This is a genomic window from Mesorhizobium oxytropidicola (assembly GCF_056174625.1).
The window spans coordinates 663990-678816 of record NZ_JBWBWK010000002.1; the positions used below are offsets into that span (position 1 = coordinate 663990).

The 14827-nt window shown below is 60.7% G+C and carries 10 protein-coding genes and 5 pseudogenes; 6 read left to right on the forward strand and 9 right to left on the reverse strand.

Features of this window, described 5'->3' with window-relative positions:
• Positions 1 to 250: 250 nt before the first annotated feature.
• Positions 251 to 1239: pseudogene (locus AC0V8S_RS38745) on the forward strand (IS5 family transposase).
• Positions 1240 to 1310: 71 nt separating this feature from the next.
• Here AC0V8S_RS38745 and nifA read toward each other — a convergent pair.
• The 3 genes and pseudogenes from nifA to AC0V8S_RS38760 form a co-directional block, all read right to left on the reverse strand.
• The gene (gene nifA / locus AC0V8S_RS38750) at positions 1311 to 3176 is read right to left on the reverse strand and encodes a nif-specific transcriptional activator NifA (protein WP_475438918.1); all 1866 of its coding nucleotides are present in this window, start codon (positions 3174 to 3176) and stop codon (positions 1311 to 1313) included.
• 47 nt (positions 3177 to 3223) lie between these two features.
• Positions 3224 to 3407: pseudogene (locus AC0V8S_RS38755) on the reverse strand (TIM barrel protein); the annotation flags it as partial.
• Positions 3408 to 3548: pseudogene (locus AC0V8S_RS38760) on the reverse strand (SDR family oxidoreductase); the annotation flags it as partial.
• A 350-nt stretch (positions 3549 to 3898) separates the two neighbouring features.
• Between AC0V8S_RS38760 and AC0V8S_RS38765 the strand changes: the two are divergent.
• Both AC0V8S_RS38765 and AC0V8S_RS38770 read left to right on the forward strand, forming a co-directional pair.
• Positions 3899 to 5485 (forward strand): flavin monoamine oxidase family protein, encoded by a 1587-nt coding sequence (locus AC0V8S_RS38765; protein ID WP_475438919.1) that lies wholly within the window; start codon positions 3899 to 3901, stop codon positions 5483 to 5485.
• A 51-nt stretch (positions 5486 to 5536) separates the two neighbouring features.
• The gene (locus tag AC0V8S_RS38770) at positions 5537 to 5941 is read left to right on the forward strand and encodes a c-type cytochrome (protein WP_183455384.1); all 405 of its coding nucleotides are present in this window, start codon (positions 5537 to 5539) and stop codon (positions 5939 to 5941) included.
• A 642-nt stretch (positions 5942 to 6583) separates the two neighbouring features.
• Here AC0V8S_RS38770 and scpB read toward each other — a convergent pair.
• From scpB to AC0V8S_RS38790, 4 genes are all read right to left on the reverse strand, one after another.
• Positions 6584 to 7303 (reverse strand): SMC-Scp complex subunit ScpB, encoded by a 720-nt coding sequence (scpB, locus tag AC0V8S_RS38775; protein ID WP_475439183.1) that lies wholly within the window; start codon positions 7301 to 7303, stop codon positions 6584 to 6586.
• 5 nt (positions 7304 to 7308) lie between these two features.
• Positions 7309 to 8331, reverse strand: coding sequence for a DUF1403 family protein (locus AC0V8S_RS38780; protein WP_475439184.1), 1023 nt, complete (start codon positions 8329 to 8331; stop codon positions 7309 to 7311).
• Positions 8332 to 8760: 429 nt separating this feature from the next.
• Positions 8761 to 9354: a type II toxin-antitoxin system VapC family toxin gene (locus tag AC0V8S_RS38785; RefSeq protein WP_475438920.1), complete on the reverse strand. Its 594-nt coding sequence runs from the start codon at positions 9352 to 9354 to the stop codon at positions 8761 to 8763.
• Entirely contained in the window at positions 9344 to 9640 is a 297-nt protein-coding gene (locus AC0V8S_RS38790) for a hypothetical protein (RefSeq protein WP_027053676.1), read from the reverse strand. The genes AC0V8S_RS38785 and AC0V8S_RS38790 overlap by 11 nt, the downstream gene beginning before the upstream one ends.
• Before the next feature lie 271 nt (positions 9641 to 9911).
• Here AC0V8S_RS38790 and AC0V8S_RS38795 point away from each other — a divergent pair.
• Positions 9912 to 11038: pseudogene (locus AC0V8S_RS38795) on the forward strand (site-specific integrase).
• A 50-nt stretch (positions 11039 to 11088) separates the two neighbouring features.
• On the opposite strand, the gene AC0V8S_RS38800 reads toward AC0V8S_RS38795, so the two are convergent.
• Together AC0V8S_RS38800 and AC0V8S_RS38805 are read right to left on the reverse strand one after the other, a co-directional pair.
• The gene (locus tag AC0V8S_RS38800) at positions 11089 to 11493 is read right to left on the reverse strand and encodes a type II toxin-antitoxin system VapC family toxin (RefSeq protein WP_475438921.1); all 405 of its coding nucleotides are present in this window, start codon (positions 11491 to 11493) and stop codon (positions 11089 to 11091) included.
• Positions 11490 to 11723, reverse strand: a complete 234-nt coding sequence (locus AC0V8S_RS38805) for an AbrB/MazE/SpoVT family DNA-binding domain-containing protein (protein ID WP_027053680.1) — start codon at positions 11721 to 11723, stop codon at positions 11490 to 11492. The genes AC0V8S_RS38800 and AC0V8S_RS38805 overlap by 4 nt, the downstream gene beginning before the upstream one ends.
• A gap of 416 nt (positions 11724 to 12139) precedes the next feature.
• On the opposite strand from AC0V8S_RS38805, the pseudogene AC0V8S_RS38810 reads away from it, so the two are divergent.
• Positions 12140 to 12651, forward strand: a pseudogene (locus AC0V8S_RS38810) (site-specific integrase); the annotation flags it as partial.
• A gap of 966 nt (positions 12652 to 13617) precedes the next feature.
• The gene (repA, locus tag AC0V8S_RS38815; RefSeq protein WP_027053683.1) at positions 13618 to 14823 is read left to right on the forward strand and encodes a plasmid partitioning protein RepA; all 1206 of its coding nucleotides are present in this window, start codon (positions 13618 to 13620) and stop codon (positions 14821 to 14823) included.
• Positions 14824 to 14827: the final 4 nt, after the last annotated feature.

Here is a 14827-nt window from a genome sequence, read left to right on the forward strand (position 1 = left end):
TGCATCTGACATAGAGAAGCTGTCGAGAACCTGACGACAACGTGCCCGCTAAGACGGATGTGCTGCAAAGTTGAGCTATGGCGGAAACTGGGTGATGACGGTTTGAGGAGAGCGGCGTATCGAGGCGGGTGATGAAGCCTGCCAGGACCTCTCAAGGAGAGCGATACGCCATGAACGGCGTTGGTGCACGGATCGTTTATTGGTGTGGGTTTAGGCAAGCGGTCACCGCAATAGCCTTTGTAGCGTAGCCATGCCTTTCAAACACAATACCAGCCGCCGCCATCATATTGAGAAGATGAAGTTCAGGGTGACGAACTGGCCAGAATATGAGGCAGGACTTCGTCATCGCGGCAGTTTGACCCTGTGGGTGACGCCGGAAGCCCTGTCCAGGTGGCAAGCGCCAAGACGCAAGACACGTGGCGGCCAGCACCGCTATCTGAGCTGGCGATCGAGACCACCTTGACGCTGGGCCTTGTGTTTGGCCTGCGGCTGCGCCAGGCAGAAGGCTTGCTGGAATCGGTGCTGCAACTGATGGGGCTGGCGCTCGCTGTCCCCGATCATACCACCCTGAGCCGTCGGGCGCGGACATGGCAATCGCCCAACAAACGGCATGATCGCCAGGTTGCGCCGGAGGGACCAGTGCATGTTCTTGTCGACAGCACCGGCCTGCAGGTCTACGGCGCGGGTCAGTGGCTGGAGGAGAAGCACGGCGCCAGATCCCGTCGCAGTTGGCGCAAGCTGCATCTGGCACTGGATGCCGACAGCGGCGAGATCATTGCCCATACCCTGACTGATCAGGACACTGGCGATGTCTCTCAAGTTGAGCCACTGCTCGACCAGATTGGCGGTCCGATCGGACAGTTTACTGCTGACGGCGCCTATGACGGAAAACCGACTTACGACGCAGTCATCGATCACAGCGCTGCCGCCGCAATCGTCATTCCGCCTCGCGTCAACGCGGTCGAACCATTCGACGATAGACCTGCCGGCCAAAGGGACCAGCATATCGCCGCAATCGGCAGAGACGGCCGGATGAAATGGCAGGTCTCCAACGGTTATGGCAAACGCTCGCTGGTCGAGACCGCCATAGGGCGATACAAGTCCACCATCGGGCGGCGTTTGCGGGCACGGTCGCTTCCCGTTCAGCAGACCGAAGTCGCCATCGGCTGCGCCGTCCTCAACCGCATGCTTGCCTGCGCACGCCCGAAATCCGCCCCCCGCAAGGCGGCCACGGCATAGCCTGCCGCTTCAAAGATCGACATCCGCTCAAGTCCGGACCCATGCACCAACGCTCCGCCTCAGTCATCCTTTCACAGACGCTTGATCTCGATGCCGTATTTCCTCAGCACGTAGCCGATCTGGCGTGGCGACAGTCCAAGCAGGCGTGCCGCCTTTGCCTGGACCCAGCCACATGTTTCCATGGCCGCAATGACACGCTCGGCATCGGTCATTGTCGTACCATTGAAGTGGACTGCGCCGGCAGGCCCTCGCAGCGGCTGCCCTATGGTTTCAGGTGGGACTGCGACGGCGGCAGAACTAGCGGCCGCAGCCGGCGGTATCGCCGGAATCACCGGCAGCGGCACGATCGGCCCGGGTTGCATCGCGACGTTGCCAGATCTGGATTTACGCAGCGCCGCAGCGAAGCATTGGCCCTGGCGGCAGGCAAAGTCGTCTCTTCCGATTGATGGTCCCGCCGCCAGGACCGCTGTCCGATACACGCAGTTTTCGAGCTCGCGAATGTTGCCGGGAAAATCGCAGTTTATCAGTACCTCTATCGCACTCGGATCGAAGGTCAGCATGCGGCCGTTCTCATCGTTAAAATTCTTGAGAAACTCAGCCGCGAGGAGCGGAATATCACTGCGCCTTTCGCGTAGCGCCGGCACCAGTAAGGGAACCACACTGAGGCGGTAATAGAGGTCGGCGCGGAACTCGTTTCTTGCAACTGCCTCTTCCAGGTCCTTGTTCGTGGCTGCAATCACGCGAACATCAACTTTAATGGTCTGGTTGCCGCCGACGCGCTCAAATTCCTGCTCCTGCAGCACGCGCAAGAGCTTTGCCTGGAACGAGGCCGAGATCTCGCCGATCTCGTCCAGGAACAACGTCCCCTTGTCGGCGAGCTCAAAACGCCCCTTGCGCGAATTGAAAGCGCTTGTGAATGCACCCTTCTCATGACCAAACAATTCGGACTCCAGGACTGTCTCGGACAGCGCCGCGCAATTGAGCTTGATGAAGGGCCGCTTGGCACGCGGCGACAACTCGTGAATGGCCTTGGCGACCAGCTCCTTCCCGGTACCGGATTCGCCCCGCAACAGAACCGTAATCTTTGCCTTGGCTACGACCGTGACCTTCTGACGCAGACCGCGCAGCGCCGAACTGTCGCCAATCATCCCCTTGACGTGAATCTGGTTAGGCTCCCGCGCCGGGTGCTGGAGCTCGGAGAACCCCTTTTGCTGCCGGTCCTTCTCTGAGATCGGATGCACGCGGTCGCCCAAGTAGGAGCGATGCAACTTCACTGCTTGTCCCACTAGGTTGGCGATTAGGGGGAGCAGATGGAGGTTGTAATCGAGCCAAAATCTTGAGCCACTGTCCACTACGCGGTCAATGGTCAGCGTACCCACGACATTTGCATCGACGCGAATGGGAACGCCGATGAACGACACTGGTATATTGTCCGAGACCCCGAGCGCATCCAAGTCGGCGGTGGTGAAGGCCGAATGAACCGCAATGTTCTCGGCCATCAGGGGCATAGCCGTCGTCAGAATCTGGTCGATTGCCTTCCGCGGCATGTACATCCGGCCGCGCTCATTGCAGCTCTCGTTGCAGCTGGCGCCAACGGTGGTTTCCAGTTCGCCATCACCGTCGAAGAGAGAGATCATGCCGTGCCGCATCTGCACAAACGACCGCAGGAGACCTACGACCTTGGCCAACGCGACTTCGAGCCGAGAGTCGGCGGTGAGTGCTTGCGATATTTCGAAGATCCCGGTAAGCGTGCTCTCCTGCGACGGCACAATGGGGACCGCGTTGTTCGTCTCGGGCTCTGAGCTAGCCCTTTTCGCGTCCTGAAGCGATATGCAGCATGACGGCGTCTCCCCGGCACTCTGTTCGGATTCACGAGCATTGTCTGAGTCTAGCATGTCATCCTCGATCTCGCGCCACGAAATCAATGCTCGCGGCATGTGCGCCTGTGACGCCGTCGGCGCTCTCGGCAAATGGCATTGTCGCCCGAGCCGTCGTTGACCGGCACCAGCACGAGCGTCTTCGCCCCGCGGGCCGCCGCATAATCGGCGAGCTTGCTCGCGCGCGGGCGTCTACTCGTTGAATCGCTGCAAGGGGTAGACAGAGATAATCGAGACGCAGGCTTCGGTGGCGGCAGACCGGACTTCCGCAGCCGGCATGCCGCTTGCAAGAGGCCGCGCCGCGCGGCTGTTGCCACCGTCGGCGTACGTCGGCACATGAGCCAGCATGCCGCCGTCGATGCACACGACCTGGCCGGTGATGAACGCAGCATCGTCGGAGAGCAGGAACGCCACCAGCGCGGCCACGTCCTCGGTGAACGATTTGCCCCTTGTCCTCAGCCGAAACCTGACTACTCGGTACGAGGACGATCACGGTCGCAGCAAGGATCATCCCCTTCCAGAAAGACGGGGGATGCACTCGATGAATCGGGATGGCCGCGGTGGCGGTCTCTTTCGGTGAGGATCTCATGTAAGGATTTCCTTGTGCTCGTTTGTGAATTGTCCGCCATCGCATCCGTTTCGCGATCGTCAAGTCGAACGGAACTTGTATAGCGGCCAGAACTGACAATAGCCTGAAAGCATTGCGCGAAGGTCAGCGACTTGCTGTATTGCCCCCGCCCGGTTATTCTCGTCCTTGCGATCCCCCTGAAAGAGTAGTTCCGATGCTTCCTCCCCAACTCAGCCGCCGCGATCTCCTGACCATGATCGGCGCGCTTGCCGGCAGTGAGGCCATGTATCAGGCCATGACGACCCTGGGCTTCGCGCAGGAGTCGCCCTACAAGGGTCCGATCAAGCTGGACGGCGATCCGAAAGGGGCTTCCGTTCTCGTACTCGGCGGCGGACTGGCCGGCATGGTCGCTGCGTACGAACTCAGCAAGGTCGGTTACAAGGTGCAGGTTCTGGAGTACAGGGAAAAAGCCGGCGGTCGCTGCTGGTCGCTGCGTGGCGGCGACAATTACACCGAGCTCGGCGGCTTCGAGCAGGAATGCAAGTTCGACGAGGGTCTTTATATCAATCCCGGCCCGTGGCGTATCCCTTACCATCACCATGCCGTGCTGGATTACTGCAAGCGGCTCGGCGTCAAACTCGAGGCGTTCGTGCAGGTGAACCACAACGCCTACTTGCATTCGGTCAAGGCGTTCGAAGGCAAGCCGCAGCGCTACCGCCATGTCAGCGCGGATTTCAACGGCCATATCGCCGAGCTGCTTTCCAAGGTGACGAAGCAGGGTGGACTCGACCAGGCGGTCTCGACGGAGGACCGGGAGAAGCTGCTGGAAGCGTTGCAGAGCTGGGGCGCGCTTGACGAAAACTACGCTTACGTCGCTGGCACTCACAGCAGCGAGCGGCGAGGCTTTGATATTGAACCGGGCGGCGGCCAGATGCCGCTGGCCAAGCCATCGCAGCCGATAGGGCTCTCCGACATCGTGCAATCCGGCCTGTGGAGCAGCCTTAGCACTGGCAGTCTCTATGACTACCAGACCACGATGCTGCAGCCGGTCGGCGGCATGGACATGATAGCCAGGGCGTTCGAGAGGGAAGTCGGCAGCCTTACCAAATACAACGTGAAGGTCACGGAGATCGACCAGGACGACGAAAGCGTCACCATCCGCTACGAGGATGCGCGAAAGGGCGGCGAGGCGCAGACCGCCACCGCTGACTGGTGTATCTGCACCGTGCCGTTCTCCGTGCTCAGCCAGATCAAAACCAAGGTGTCGACCGAAACGAAGGCGGCGATTGACAACCTGCCTTACGGTGCCGCGATCAAGGTGGGATTGCAGTTCAAGCGCCGCTTTTGGGAAGAGGACGAACACATCTACGGCGGCATCACCTACACCGATCTGCCCAACACGCTGATCTCCTATCCCAGCACCGACTATCACAGCCCGGGCAAGGGCGTGCTTCTCGGCGCCTTTTCATTGGAGGCCTGGGCTTACGAGTTCACGTCGCTGCCGCCGGAAGAGCGCATCCAGAAGGCGCTGGAGTACGGGGCTCAGATCCATCCGCAATACAAAGACGAGTTCGACAACGGCGTTGCCGTCGGCTGGCACCGCGTGCCATGGACGCTCGGCTGCTATGGCGAATGGACCGAGGAGAAGCGCAAGGAACACTATCATGCGGCAAGCTCGATCGACGGGCGCATCGCCATGGCCGGCGAGCACATCTCCTACATGCCGGCCTGGATGGAAGGAGCGATCCTGTCTTCGCTCGATGCGATCGGGCGTCTCCACCAACGCGTGGTCAGCGGCTGACGGCCCGCCGCCAGCCAGCTCGCCCTGATCGCAATCTGGAGACTTTTGGACATGAACCGGATCACCTCTTTCGCCGCCACCGTTGCCGTTGCAGCTTTCGCTGCGTTTCCTGTTTTTGGGCAATCGTCCGACTCGACCGGTTTTGGCAATGCCTCGAAGATCCAACCCAGAGATGGCGCCGGCATTTACGCGGCGATCTGCCGGGGTTGCCACATGCCGGAAGGCGTCGGCGCAGTCGGGGCCGGCAAATATCCGGCGCTCGCCAAGAACGAGAAGCTCGAAGCGGGCGCTTATCCGGTCGTCATGGTGGTCAAGGGTCAGAAGGCGATGCCGCCGCTCGGCTCCTATCTCGATGACGAGCAGGTGACGGCCGTGGTTAATTACATCCGTACCAATTTCGGCAACAACTACACGGATGCGGTGACTGTCGAAGACGTGCAGGCGGCGCGCCCGTAAACCCGGCCTGAACAGGTCATTGCAGGCGCATTACCGGCGGGCGCACGCTGACCTTCCTTGGCTCCGCGGCTATCTCGAACAGGAGTTGGTGCCGCTACGCTCTAAACTCCAGGCCACGAAAGCACTGGGCTGGAAAACGCCCGCTGAGGCGCTTGACGAGTGGTTGCGGTAGGTCAAACAGATTGGTGTTGCGACGACCGGCCTGAATCCGCCCAATTTTCGTGCGCTGCCCATTCCGGTCTTCTCAACCTGCACGGCACCCAGCCAAGCATGAGCCGCGTTGGCACTAGGACAATGCCGAGGCGGAAAACTTCATGAAAACACTGAAGCAGGACGTAGTGCAGGTCCTCAAGCGCCTCCTTCGGGAATCTCTTCCCCAAGGTTGCAGGCTAGGCCTGAGTCCAGGAACGCCCTAAGATCGAAAAGTCGGGCAACCGAAAGGCGCGGAACGTCAGTGGTCTTGACCGATGCGACCGCTGGATCGATCATCCAGGCATATTTCCCCCACCATTTTCTAGGCAACGCCCCACGCCCGACAGCGTCTCCTCACGTCATCTCGCGAACCCCGAGTCGTAGATCACGTTGAGGACGCCGCGAACTGCGGCCACCGGCCAGGCAGCGTATTATTCATCAGTGCCGACGCTAAGCATGCTCTTCCTCGTCGTTGGATAATCCTGGCATGATATCACCTGCGAGTAGCTTCTCCTTCGAGAGCAGTCCAGCGTCCTCGAGGGCTTCGAAATCCGGCAAGTCGCGCAAGGTTTCGAGCCCGAACTCCAGCAGGAATTCTTTGGTCGTGACATAGGTGTAGGGCGCCCCCGCCGTCGGGCTGCGCGGGCCGGAGGCGATCATGCCGGATCCGCGCAGATGGCCGATCAGGTCGCGGGAAATCTCCTTGCCAAAAAAGCTCGACAGTTCGGCGCGGGTGATCGGCTGGAAATAAGCAATGCACATCAGCACCAACACCTCCGACTGCGTCAGGTCCCCAGCACGCCCGTTGCCGCCGCCGGCGGTACCAAATGCACTGCGGATGGCATCGGCGTAGGCCGGCCGGGTCAGGTGCCGAAAACCGCCAGCGACGGAGACCAAGTCATAGGGCCGACCGCGCAGTTCTTCGCGGATGTCGTCGATGAGGAGATCAATGCTGCAGCTTTTGCCGACGATCCGCGTCAGCGTCTCGCGGCTGACCGGTTCGCTGGCGGCGAAGATCGTTGCCTCGACGCGATGCATCCATTCACGCCAGCGCGCCTCCGGCGGCAAATGATCCAGCTCCCGGTCAAACAGCTGGTCAGCTGATCGCCGTTCGCCTGATCGACGGTCATCTGACCGGCTCCCCCCTCGCCTGCGCATTGCCTCCGCCATCGTCTTCACAGTCCGTAGATGCGGAAGGTCGGGCGGCCGGACAGTTCACGCACGGCGCCGAATTCGACCAGACGGTCGAACAGGCGGCGCAGGCCGCGATCACTCATGCCGGCGATCTTTTCCGAGGCAACAATCGCATCGTCGGACAACAGTCTTTCGACGACGAGAGCCGACGCCCGAGCACGCAACTTCGGCGCCACCGCCAGTAGTCGCTCCGATCGGCGCCCGAGTTCGGCGGAAAGATCAATCGCGCGCAACGCAGCGCGCGCCTGCGCGGCAAGCAGACTTTTGGCACGTTCAGGAGTTGTCTCAATGCTTGTCGCCGCAGAGCTGGCTGCCGATCGACGCGGGCGAACGCTTGTGCCCAAGGCCGCTTCGCCGCCCAGCAGCGGCACCGCATGAGTCCAGCCCAGCCGCTGCGCGAGCAAGACATCGGCAAGCCAGGCCCCGACGGCGCGCCCAAAGCCACGGCTTTCGGCGGCCGTGAACGCGCCGGTCAGCAGGCCGACCATTCCGATGCCCGCGGAAAGCTGTCGAAGATCGTCCGCCAGGTCGCTGACTGCGTCGTCGTCGCGGCGGAGACCGAGGTCATCCAGCACCGCGCCGAGGCTTTTCCTCGTCAGCAGATTCTCGACAGGTGTGCCGGCCAGCCGGCGCCAAGCCAACAGCATCGATCCGGCGGGACCGACGGACAAAAAATCGCCCGGTCGTGTGAGCAGCACGGCGTCGCGCAGCGCGCTTTCATCCTCGACGCGTCCCATCTGCTTTGCCGTTACCGCGGCCGCCGAAAGCGCCAGGCGCTGCCGCCAGGCGCCGGCGCATCGCTCCTGCCGGCTAACCACCGCATCGAGCATGCTGATAGTGGCGCCTGCGACGAGCGCGATGTCCTCGACATCTTTTCCCGCAAGGCTTTGCGCATCCGGGACAGCGCGGCGCAGCCAGGCCGGCACCGTTGCCAGCGGCGCGGTCGACGGGGCACCGCCAAGCGTGCCGGTATGGCGGAGGGTGTGTTTGGGACGCAGAATCATCAAAAGCACGATGAATCATGGCGGCGCTTGTGGCAACGAAAAGAGCACAAAACCGCCGCGCCTGTCGTGCCAACAGAACGAATGATAATCTTGCATTATCGTTCGTTTTAAAAGCGGCCGCAAAATGCCTCAGCCGCCCTTATTTTTCACCGGAAATGAGATCCATGTCGCGGCACGAAAGCTGCCGACTGTCGCCATCACGCCGGCAAATTATCTCGCCTGGCCCTCGGGGCTATCGGCTGCCAGCAGCCTTAGACCCGACCAAGATGGAACGATCACAGCGTTGTCCATCTCAAGGCAGCGTATAGCGCATTTTTGCCCTTTTCGCAACCGTTCGCCCTTTCCCCGTTCGCCCTTCCATTGTTCGCTGCGGTCACTCCCCTCGCCTGCGGCGACGATGGTGCACGCGCCTATCTGCCACCAATGCTTTCAAGCTTGCGAGGGCAAGCCTGCAGCCGGCCGGTAGAAAATTACACGCACCGACGGGACAAGCTGATTGAGGGGATCGAAATCCCGGATGTTGCCAGTCAGAACCGTGGCTCCCAGCAGACCGGCCTGGTGAAAGATCAGCGCATCGTTGAGGAAGCGGCGTTCGTGTCCCTCGCCTTTCGGCAGATGGCTGAGCCGGAACAGCAGACCGGCAAGCATGCCAGCCCGTCCCCAGGCGGTGGCGTCGGGAGCATGCAGCCGGTGCGCTGGAATATCCTCGATCGTGTCCGCTACCACTTTCAGGACCGACTTCGTCGTGGCGTGGGCCGGATCGAGACGGCCGAACACATGGCTGAGCTCGGCAAGGCATACGGCCGAGTGGTGGCAAAGCCGATAGGTGAGAAGGTCATCGACCGCTTCGGGCGTGCGTCCCTGCAGGACATCCAGATAGACGCTGGCGTCCAATAGCAGCGCGCCGCCGATAGGCGGCTCTTCCCCTGCCCAAGACAGCGCGGAATCCGGCCGCCGTACCAGCCCCGCGGTGCGCCGCTGCGGTTTGAGAGAACGCAACGCGCTCCCGAGATCAAACGCCAAGATCAATGTCCGCCGGGATGCTGCCCTTGCGGCCGACGAGCCGGATGCCAAAATCATCCTCGAGGGCCAGCCGCGACAGGGCGAGCTCCAGCAGTTCGGTGTCGGAAGTCACATGAGCGCGCTTCTTTGCCGCCTCGATCAATTCCGACGGCACCCGGCCGGAAAGGCGTGTGTTCTTGGCCGCGCCAAGAAGGCCGACCGCCCTCGCCTGCTCAAGCACCAGACGGTTGCGGGTGTGGGCAATCCGCTCCTCGCTTTCGGCTGCCGTCGCGCCACGTATGCTCATCCTGGATTCTCCTGTTGAACGAAAAATAGAGGATGTTGAACGCATATGCAATGAACGGCAAGGAAGGGCAAGGCGTGGAAGCGATCCCCGCATCGTCCATAAGTACAGTGCCCGCCCGGCGCCGCGAGAAGCGTGCCCGGCCCATTGTCGTGCGTGGCGGGAAATGTCGGGGTCATTCGTCACGCGTCTCGCGGTGGACAATTCGGCGCTTTGGTCGCACGTTGTGCTCTCAGAATCGCTCCACTGCGACATTCCAATGAACGAGAGCCCGATGGGCAGTGCCCGTAATTTCATGACGCCCCTCGACGCGATCGACACCGACGACCTGCCTGACATTGTCGACGTCGTCATGGAAATGGGGCGCCCGGATGAGGCTCCCTCCCCTCCCCCGCAGGTCCTTGAGTCGCGACAAGCAACACTGCCCGCGCATCTCGAAAAGCTGGCCGACCGTGCGCGCGATTATGTCGAGGCGGCAAGTTCGGCAAACACGCGTCGTGCCTATGCCGCCGACTGGAAGCATTTTTGCGCCTGGTGCCGGCGCCAGTCGTTTGATCCGCTGCCGCCAGATACCCAAGTTGTCGGCCTCTACATCACGGCGCAGGCTTCGGGATCGGCAAGGGACAAAAGTCTGTGTCGACCATTGAGCGCCGCCTGTCGTCGCTGACCTGGAACTATACGCAACGCGGTCAACCGCTCGACCGGAAGGACCGGCATATCGCCACCGTACTCGCCGGTATCCGCAACAAACACGCCTCCCCTCCCCGTCAAAAGGAAGCCATCCTGCGCGACGATCTTGTCGCCATGCTGGAAACGCTCGACCGCGGCACGCTGCGCGGCCTGCGTGACCGCGCCATGCTGCTTTTGGGCTTCGCCGGCGGCTTGCGCCGTTCTGAAATCGTCGGTCTCGACTGCGGCCGTGACGAGACCGAGGATGGCCGCGGCTGGATAGAGATTCTCGACAAAGGGATTTTGGTGACCTTGCGCGGAAAGACCGGCTGGCGCGAGGTCGAGATCGGCCGCGGCTCGGCCGACAGCACGTGTCCGGTTGTCGCGGTGCAGATCTGGCTCAAATTAGCGCGTATTGGCCATGGCCCGCTGTTCCGGCGCGTTACCGGGCAAGGCAAGGCTGTCGGCGCCGAGAGATTAAACGACCAGGAGGTGGCACGGCTGGTCAAACGCACAGCCTTGGCCGCCGGCGTGCGCGGCGATCTTTCCGAGGGCGAGCGCGGCCAAAAGTTTTCTGGCCATTCGCTGCGCGCAGGCCTCGCGTCCTCCGCCGAGGTCGACGAGCGCTATGTGCAAAAACAGCTTGGCCACGCCTCGGCGGAGATGACGCGCAAATACCAGCGCCGCCGCGACCGTTTTCGGGTCAACCTCACCAAGGCAAGCGGGCTTTGATCGCATGCCCTCACCTCTGCCCCTTTGACAGAGTTGTGCCCACGAGAACCTCAGCCGTCGGGCGCGATCAGCTTTATAGACGGGAAATAGGTGCGGTAGCGGCCGACGTCGCGGGTCAACAGCGGCAGACCACCCACGGCGGCATGGGCGCCAATGAAGAAATCAGGCAGCACGCCGGTGCGCGCTCCGCCAGATTTGCGGTATTGCGTAAAGATCTTGCCCGCCAGAAACAGGGCGTCGCGCGGGATCGGGGCGAGTTCCAGGGCTGCCTGTTTGATGAAGGCATCCAGTTCCTCGATGCGGTTATAGCGAACCGCAAGCTCTGCGTAGACAACATCGTTGATCACCAGCGGCCCAGCGATGCTCGCGGCCTCCAGCTTGGCAAGCGACCAGTCGGCCCATTTCGGATCATCGGTGACAAGGTCCAGCAGAATGTTGGTGTCGACGAGCGTCACGCTTCGCCACGCGTCAGCGCCATGATTGCGTCGGTATCAAGTCCCTTGCCGGCATGGCCACGCAATTTGGCGAACCGGCTCGCCGGTCGTTTCTTGTCGGCGCGCGCGAGTACCACGCTGCCATCGGCGGCGCGCACGAATTCGACTTGGCTGCCTGGAACGATACCGAGAAGGTCGCGGACCGGTTTGGGGATCGTCACTTGTCCCTTGGCTGTGACTGTCGTGGTCATGCTTGCATCAATCGTAATACCATATTGACTAAAGGTATTACCACACACGCCGATTTGCAATCCTGGCTGCGAAATTGCCAGATCCGGCTACTAAACGGTCCTGCTCAAAGGCGCGCGTATGCCCGGTCCGCTGAGCGACCGGGGGTTGCCCGCCGGTTCAAGCGCACCGCTCTGGCCGCCCGCTCGCAGAGCGATCTCTCGGAGGGTGATCGAGAAAAAAGAGTTGCAGCCCATTGACGGCGACCGGGCCTGACGCGTCGGCTGAGGTCAAAGAGCGTTACGTGCAGAAGCAGCTTGGTCGCACGATTGCCGAGATGACCTCAAAATTCGAACGCCGCCGCGACCGTTCCGAGTGCCCTCTGCAAGCGCCCGGTACTGCTCTACCCTCCTCCAATTTCATTAGCCACACAGCGTCGAGAGATAAGGAGGCCGTCCTGCGCGACGATCTAATCGCCATGCGGAGACAGTCGACCGTGGCACGCTACGTGGCCTGCGCGACCGACCTATGCTGCTTTTGTGCTTCGCCGGCGGCTTGCGACGCTCCGAAATCGTCGGCCTCGATCTTGCTCGCGACCAAACCCAGGATGGCCGCGGCTCGACCGATTTCTTCCCGGACAAGGGGACTGGTTACCCTGCGCGGCAAAACCGGCTCGCGCTAGGTCGAGATTGGCTGCGGTGCGTCGGACGCCGCCTGCCGTGTCATCGCCCTGCAGACTTGGCTCAGCCTGGCCGGCATCGCCCACGGCCCCTGTTCCGCCGGGACACCGGAAAAGACAAAGCGGTGGGAGCCGAGCGGCTTAACGATCGGGAAATCGCAAGTCAAAGCCCTGCCGGCCGGGGTGCGCGGCGACATTGCGGAGGGCGAGCGGGAGATGAAATTCTGCGGGCACTCGCTTTACGCGCCAGCCTCGCCTCCTCGACTGAGGTTGGGAACGATAACGTTTGACTCAAGCCGTCAAAGGTCGAACATCGTGACCGAGAAGCGAACCTGGTCCGGACCGTCAGGCGCTATTCGTAGAAATCCTTTCTGAGAGAAGTTCTCCCGGCCTTTGGGACCCCGCCGAGGAGTGTCGGCGTGGTTCAACAGATGCTCCATGGGCCAGGCCTCGAGATAACCACAGCCCCCCGCGCTCCGATGCCAGCTTGGAGCATATGGCATAAGACGCCGATCGACGAACGCGGCCGTCGTTGAAACGACGGTGAGCGGATGCAATCGCAATGATACGAATCGTGCCTCTTTCTCCCTCATTGAGACCGCTTCTGGAACGGACGCATGGAGTCGGCGATACATTCGGATGACGGGGCTGATGGCGGCGGCGGCGATCTCTTGGCCGGCCTGCGCGATTTCCAGCTTGGTGGCCCTCCGGCCGCCGCTCTGTAAAGCAGAACTCATCAATCTATGTCTGGCTTAGGAACTCACCCCGGCGGTACAGCGCTTCGATCTTCAACATGGGCCTTTCCTCATCCGAAATTAGGTCGGCCAGTTCGGCAGTTGCGAGGGGTGACGACCAGGCCAAGTTAGCCTCCCGCTGAAATTCGGCCCTCAAGTCGACCCATCACCGTTCCTATCTTGCACAGAGGGCCTAACCCCAACCACGGAACCGGAAGCGTGCCCTGGCCTTTAAACTTGACAGCCGTGCAAATCGGATAATTGTGCCGTTATTTCAACGGCGTAGACGTACGAATGTCATGTCAAGCTTGCGCTGCCTTATAGGCTTATGACGACTGTTCCCAACTGCTCGGGAGATGCAATTTTAGATTACGCTTTCGAGGCGAGGACGCCCGTTAACCTCCTGTTAACTAAAAACTTCTTGCTGGATTGCCCGAATCGGGCATTAATCACGCTTGCAGTGACAATCATGTCAGAAAAGCGTTATTCTGGAAGTTGCCGAATATGAATTTGATGCCCGATCACGGCTTGGAGTTCGATTTCGACGAGGAGATTCTCGAACAGGGAGAGCTTATCTCGGACAAATTGAACATGCTGCGGCTTGAGCAGTATCCCCCAAATGCGATGAAGGGACTACGGCAATTTTCGTCGGTCGAGGTCGCGGACTTTCTCGGCGTCACCCAGAACCATATCAAAAAGCTGCATCTCGAAGGCAAGGGCCCCGCACCTGAGGTTTCCAGTTCGGGTCGTCGTTCATACACCGCTCGGCAGATGCTCGAGTTGCGTCAATACCTCGACAAGCACGGTCGTTCGGACTTCAAGCGCTACGTTCCTCACCGCCGTCAAGGTGACACGCTGCAAGTCATCTCCGTCGTCAATTTCAAGGGTGGCTCCGGCAAGACAACAACAGCTGCCCATCTAGCTCAATACCTCGCTCTGACAGGGCACCGCGTTCTCGCAATTGACCTTGATCCGCAGGCTTCCCTGTCAGCTCTGCATGGCATTCAACCTGAACTCGACAAGAATCCCTCGCTTTATGAAGCGCTCCGATACGACGAGCACAGGAAATCAATCAAGGAGATTATTCGGCCGACCAATTTCCCGGGTTTGGACATCGTACCTGCCAATCTTGAACTGCAGGAATATGAGTACGACACTCCACTAGCCGCTTCTAACAAGAATTCACCAGAAGGGCGCTTGTTCTTCACGCGCATTTCTGCGGCGCTTAAGGAAGTTGACGATCGCTATGATGTGATTGTCATAGATTGCCCACCGCAGCTCGGTTACCTAACGCTCACATCTCTGACAGCTTCGACGTCGGTGATTATTACCGTGCACCCGCAGATGCTCGATGTGATGTCGATGTCTCAGTTTTTGCTCATGCTCGGCGGGATCCTGCAGTCCATCAAGGGGGCTGGGGCAGCCGTGAAGCTGAAGTGGTTCCGTTATCTCGTGACTCGATATGAGCCGACTGATGGTCCCCAGGCCCAGATGGTTGGTTTCCTGCAAGCTCTTTTCAACAAGCGCATGCTCAAGAACCAAATGGTGAAGACCACGGCCATCTCAGACGCTGGCATCACGAAACAGACACTTTACGAGGTCGAGAAAAGCCAATTCACGCGATCAACATATGAGCGGGCGGTTGAAAGTCTGAACGCGGTCAATTCCGAGATTACATCACTTATTCATAAGGCATGGGGGCGGAAGTGACCAT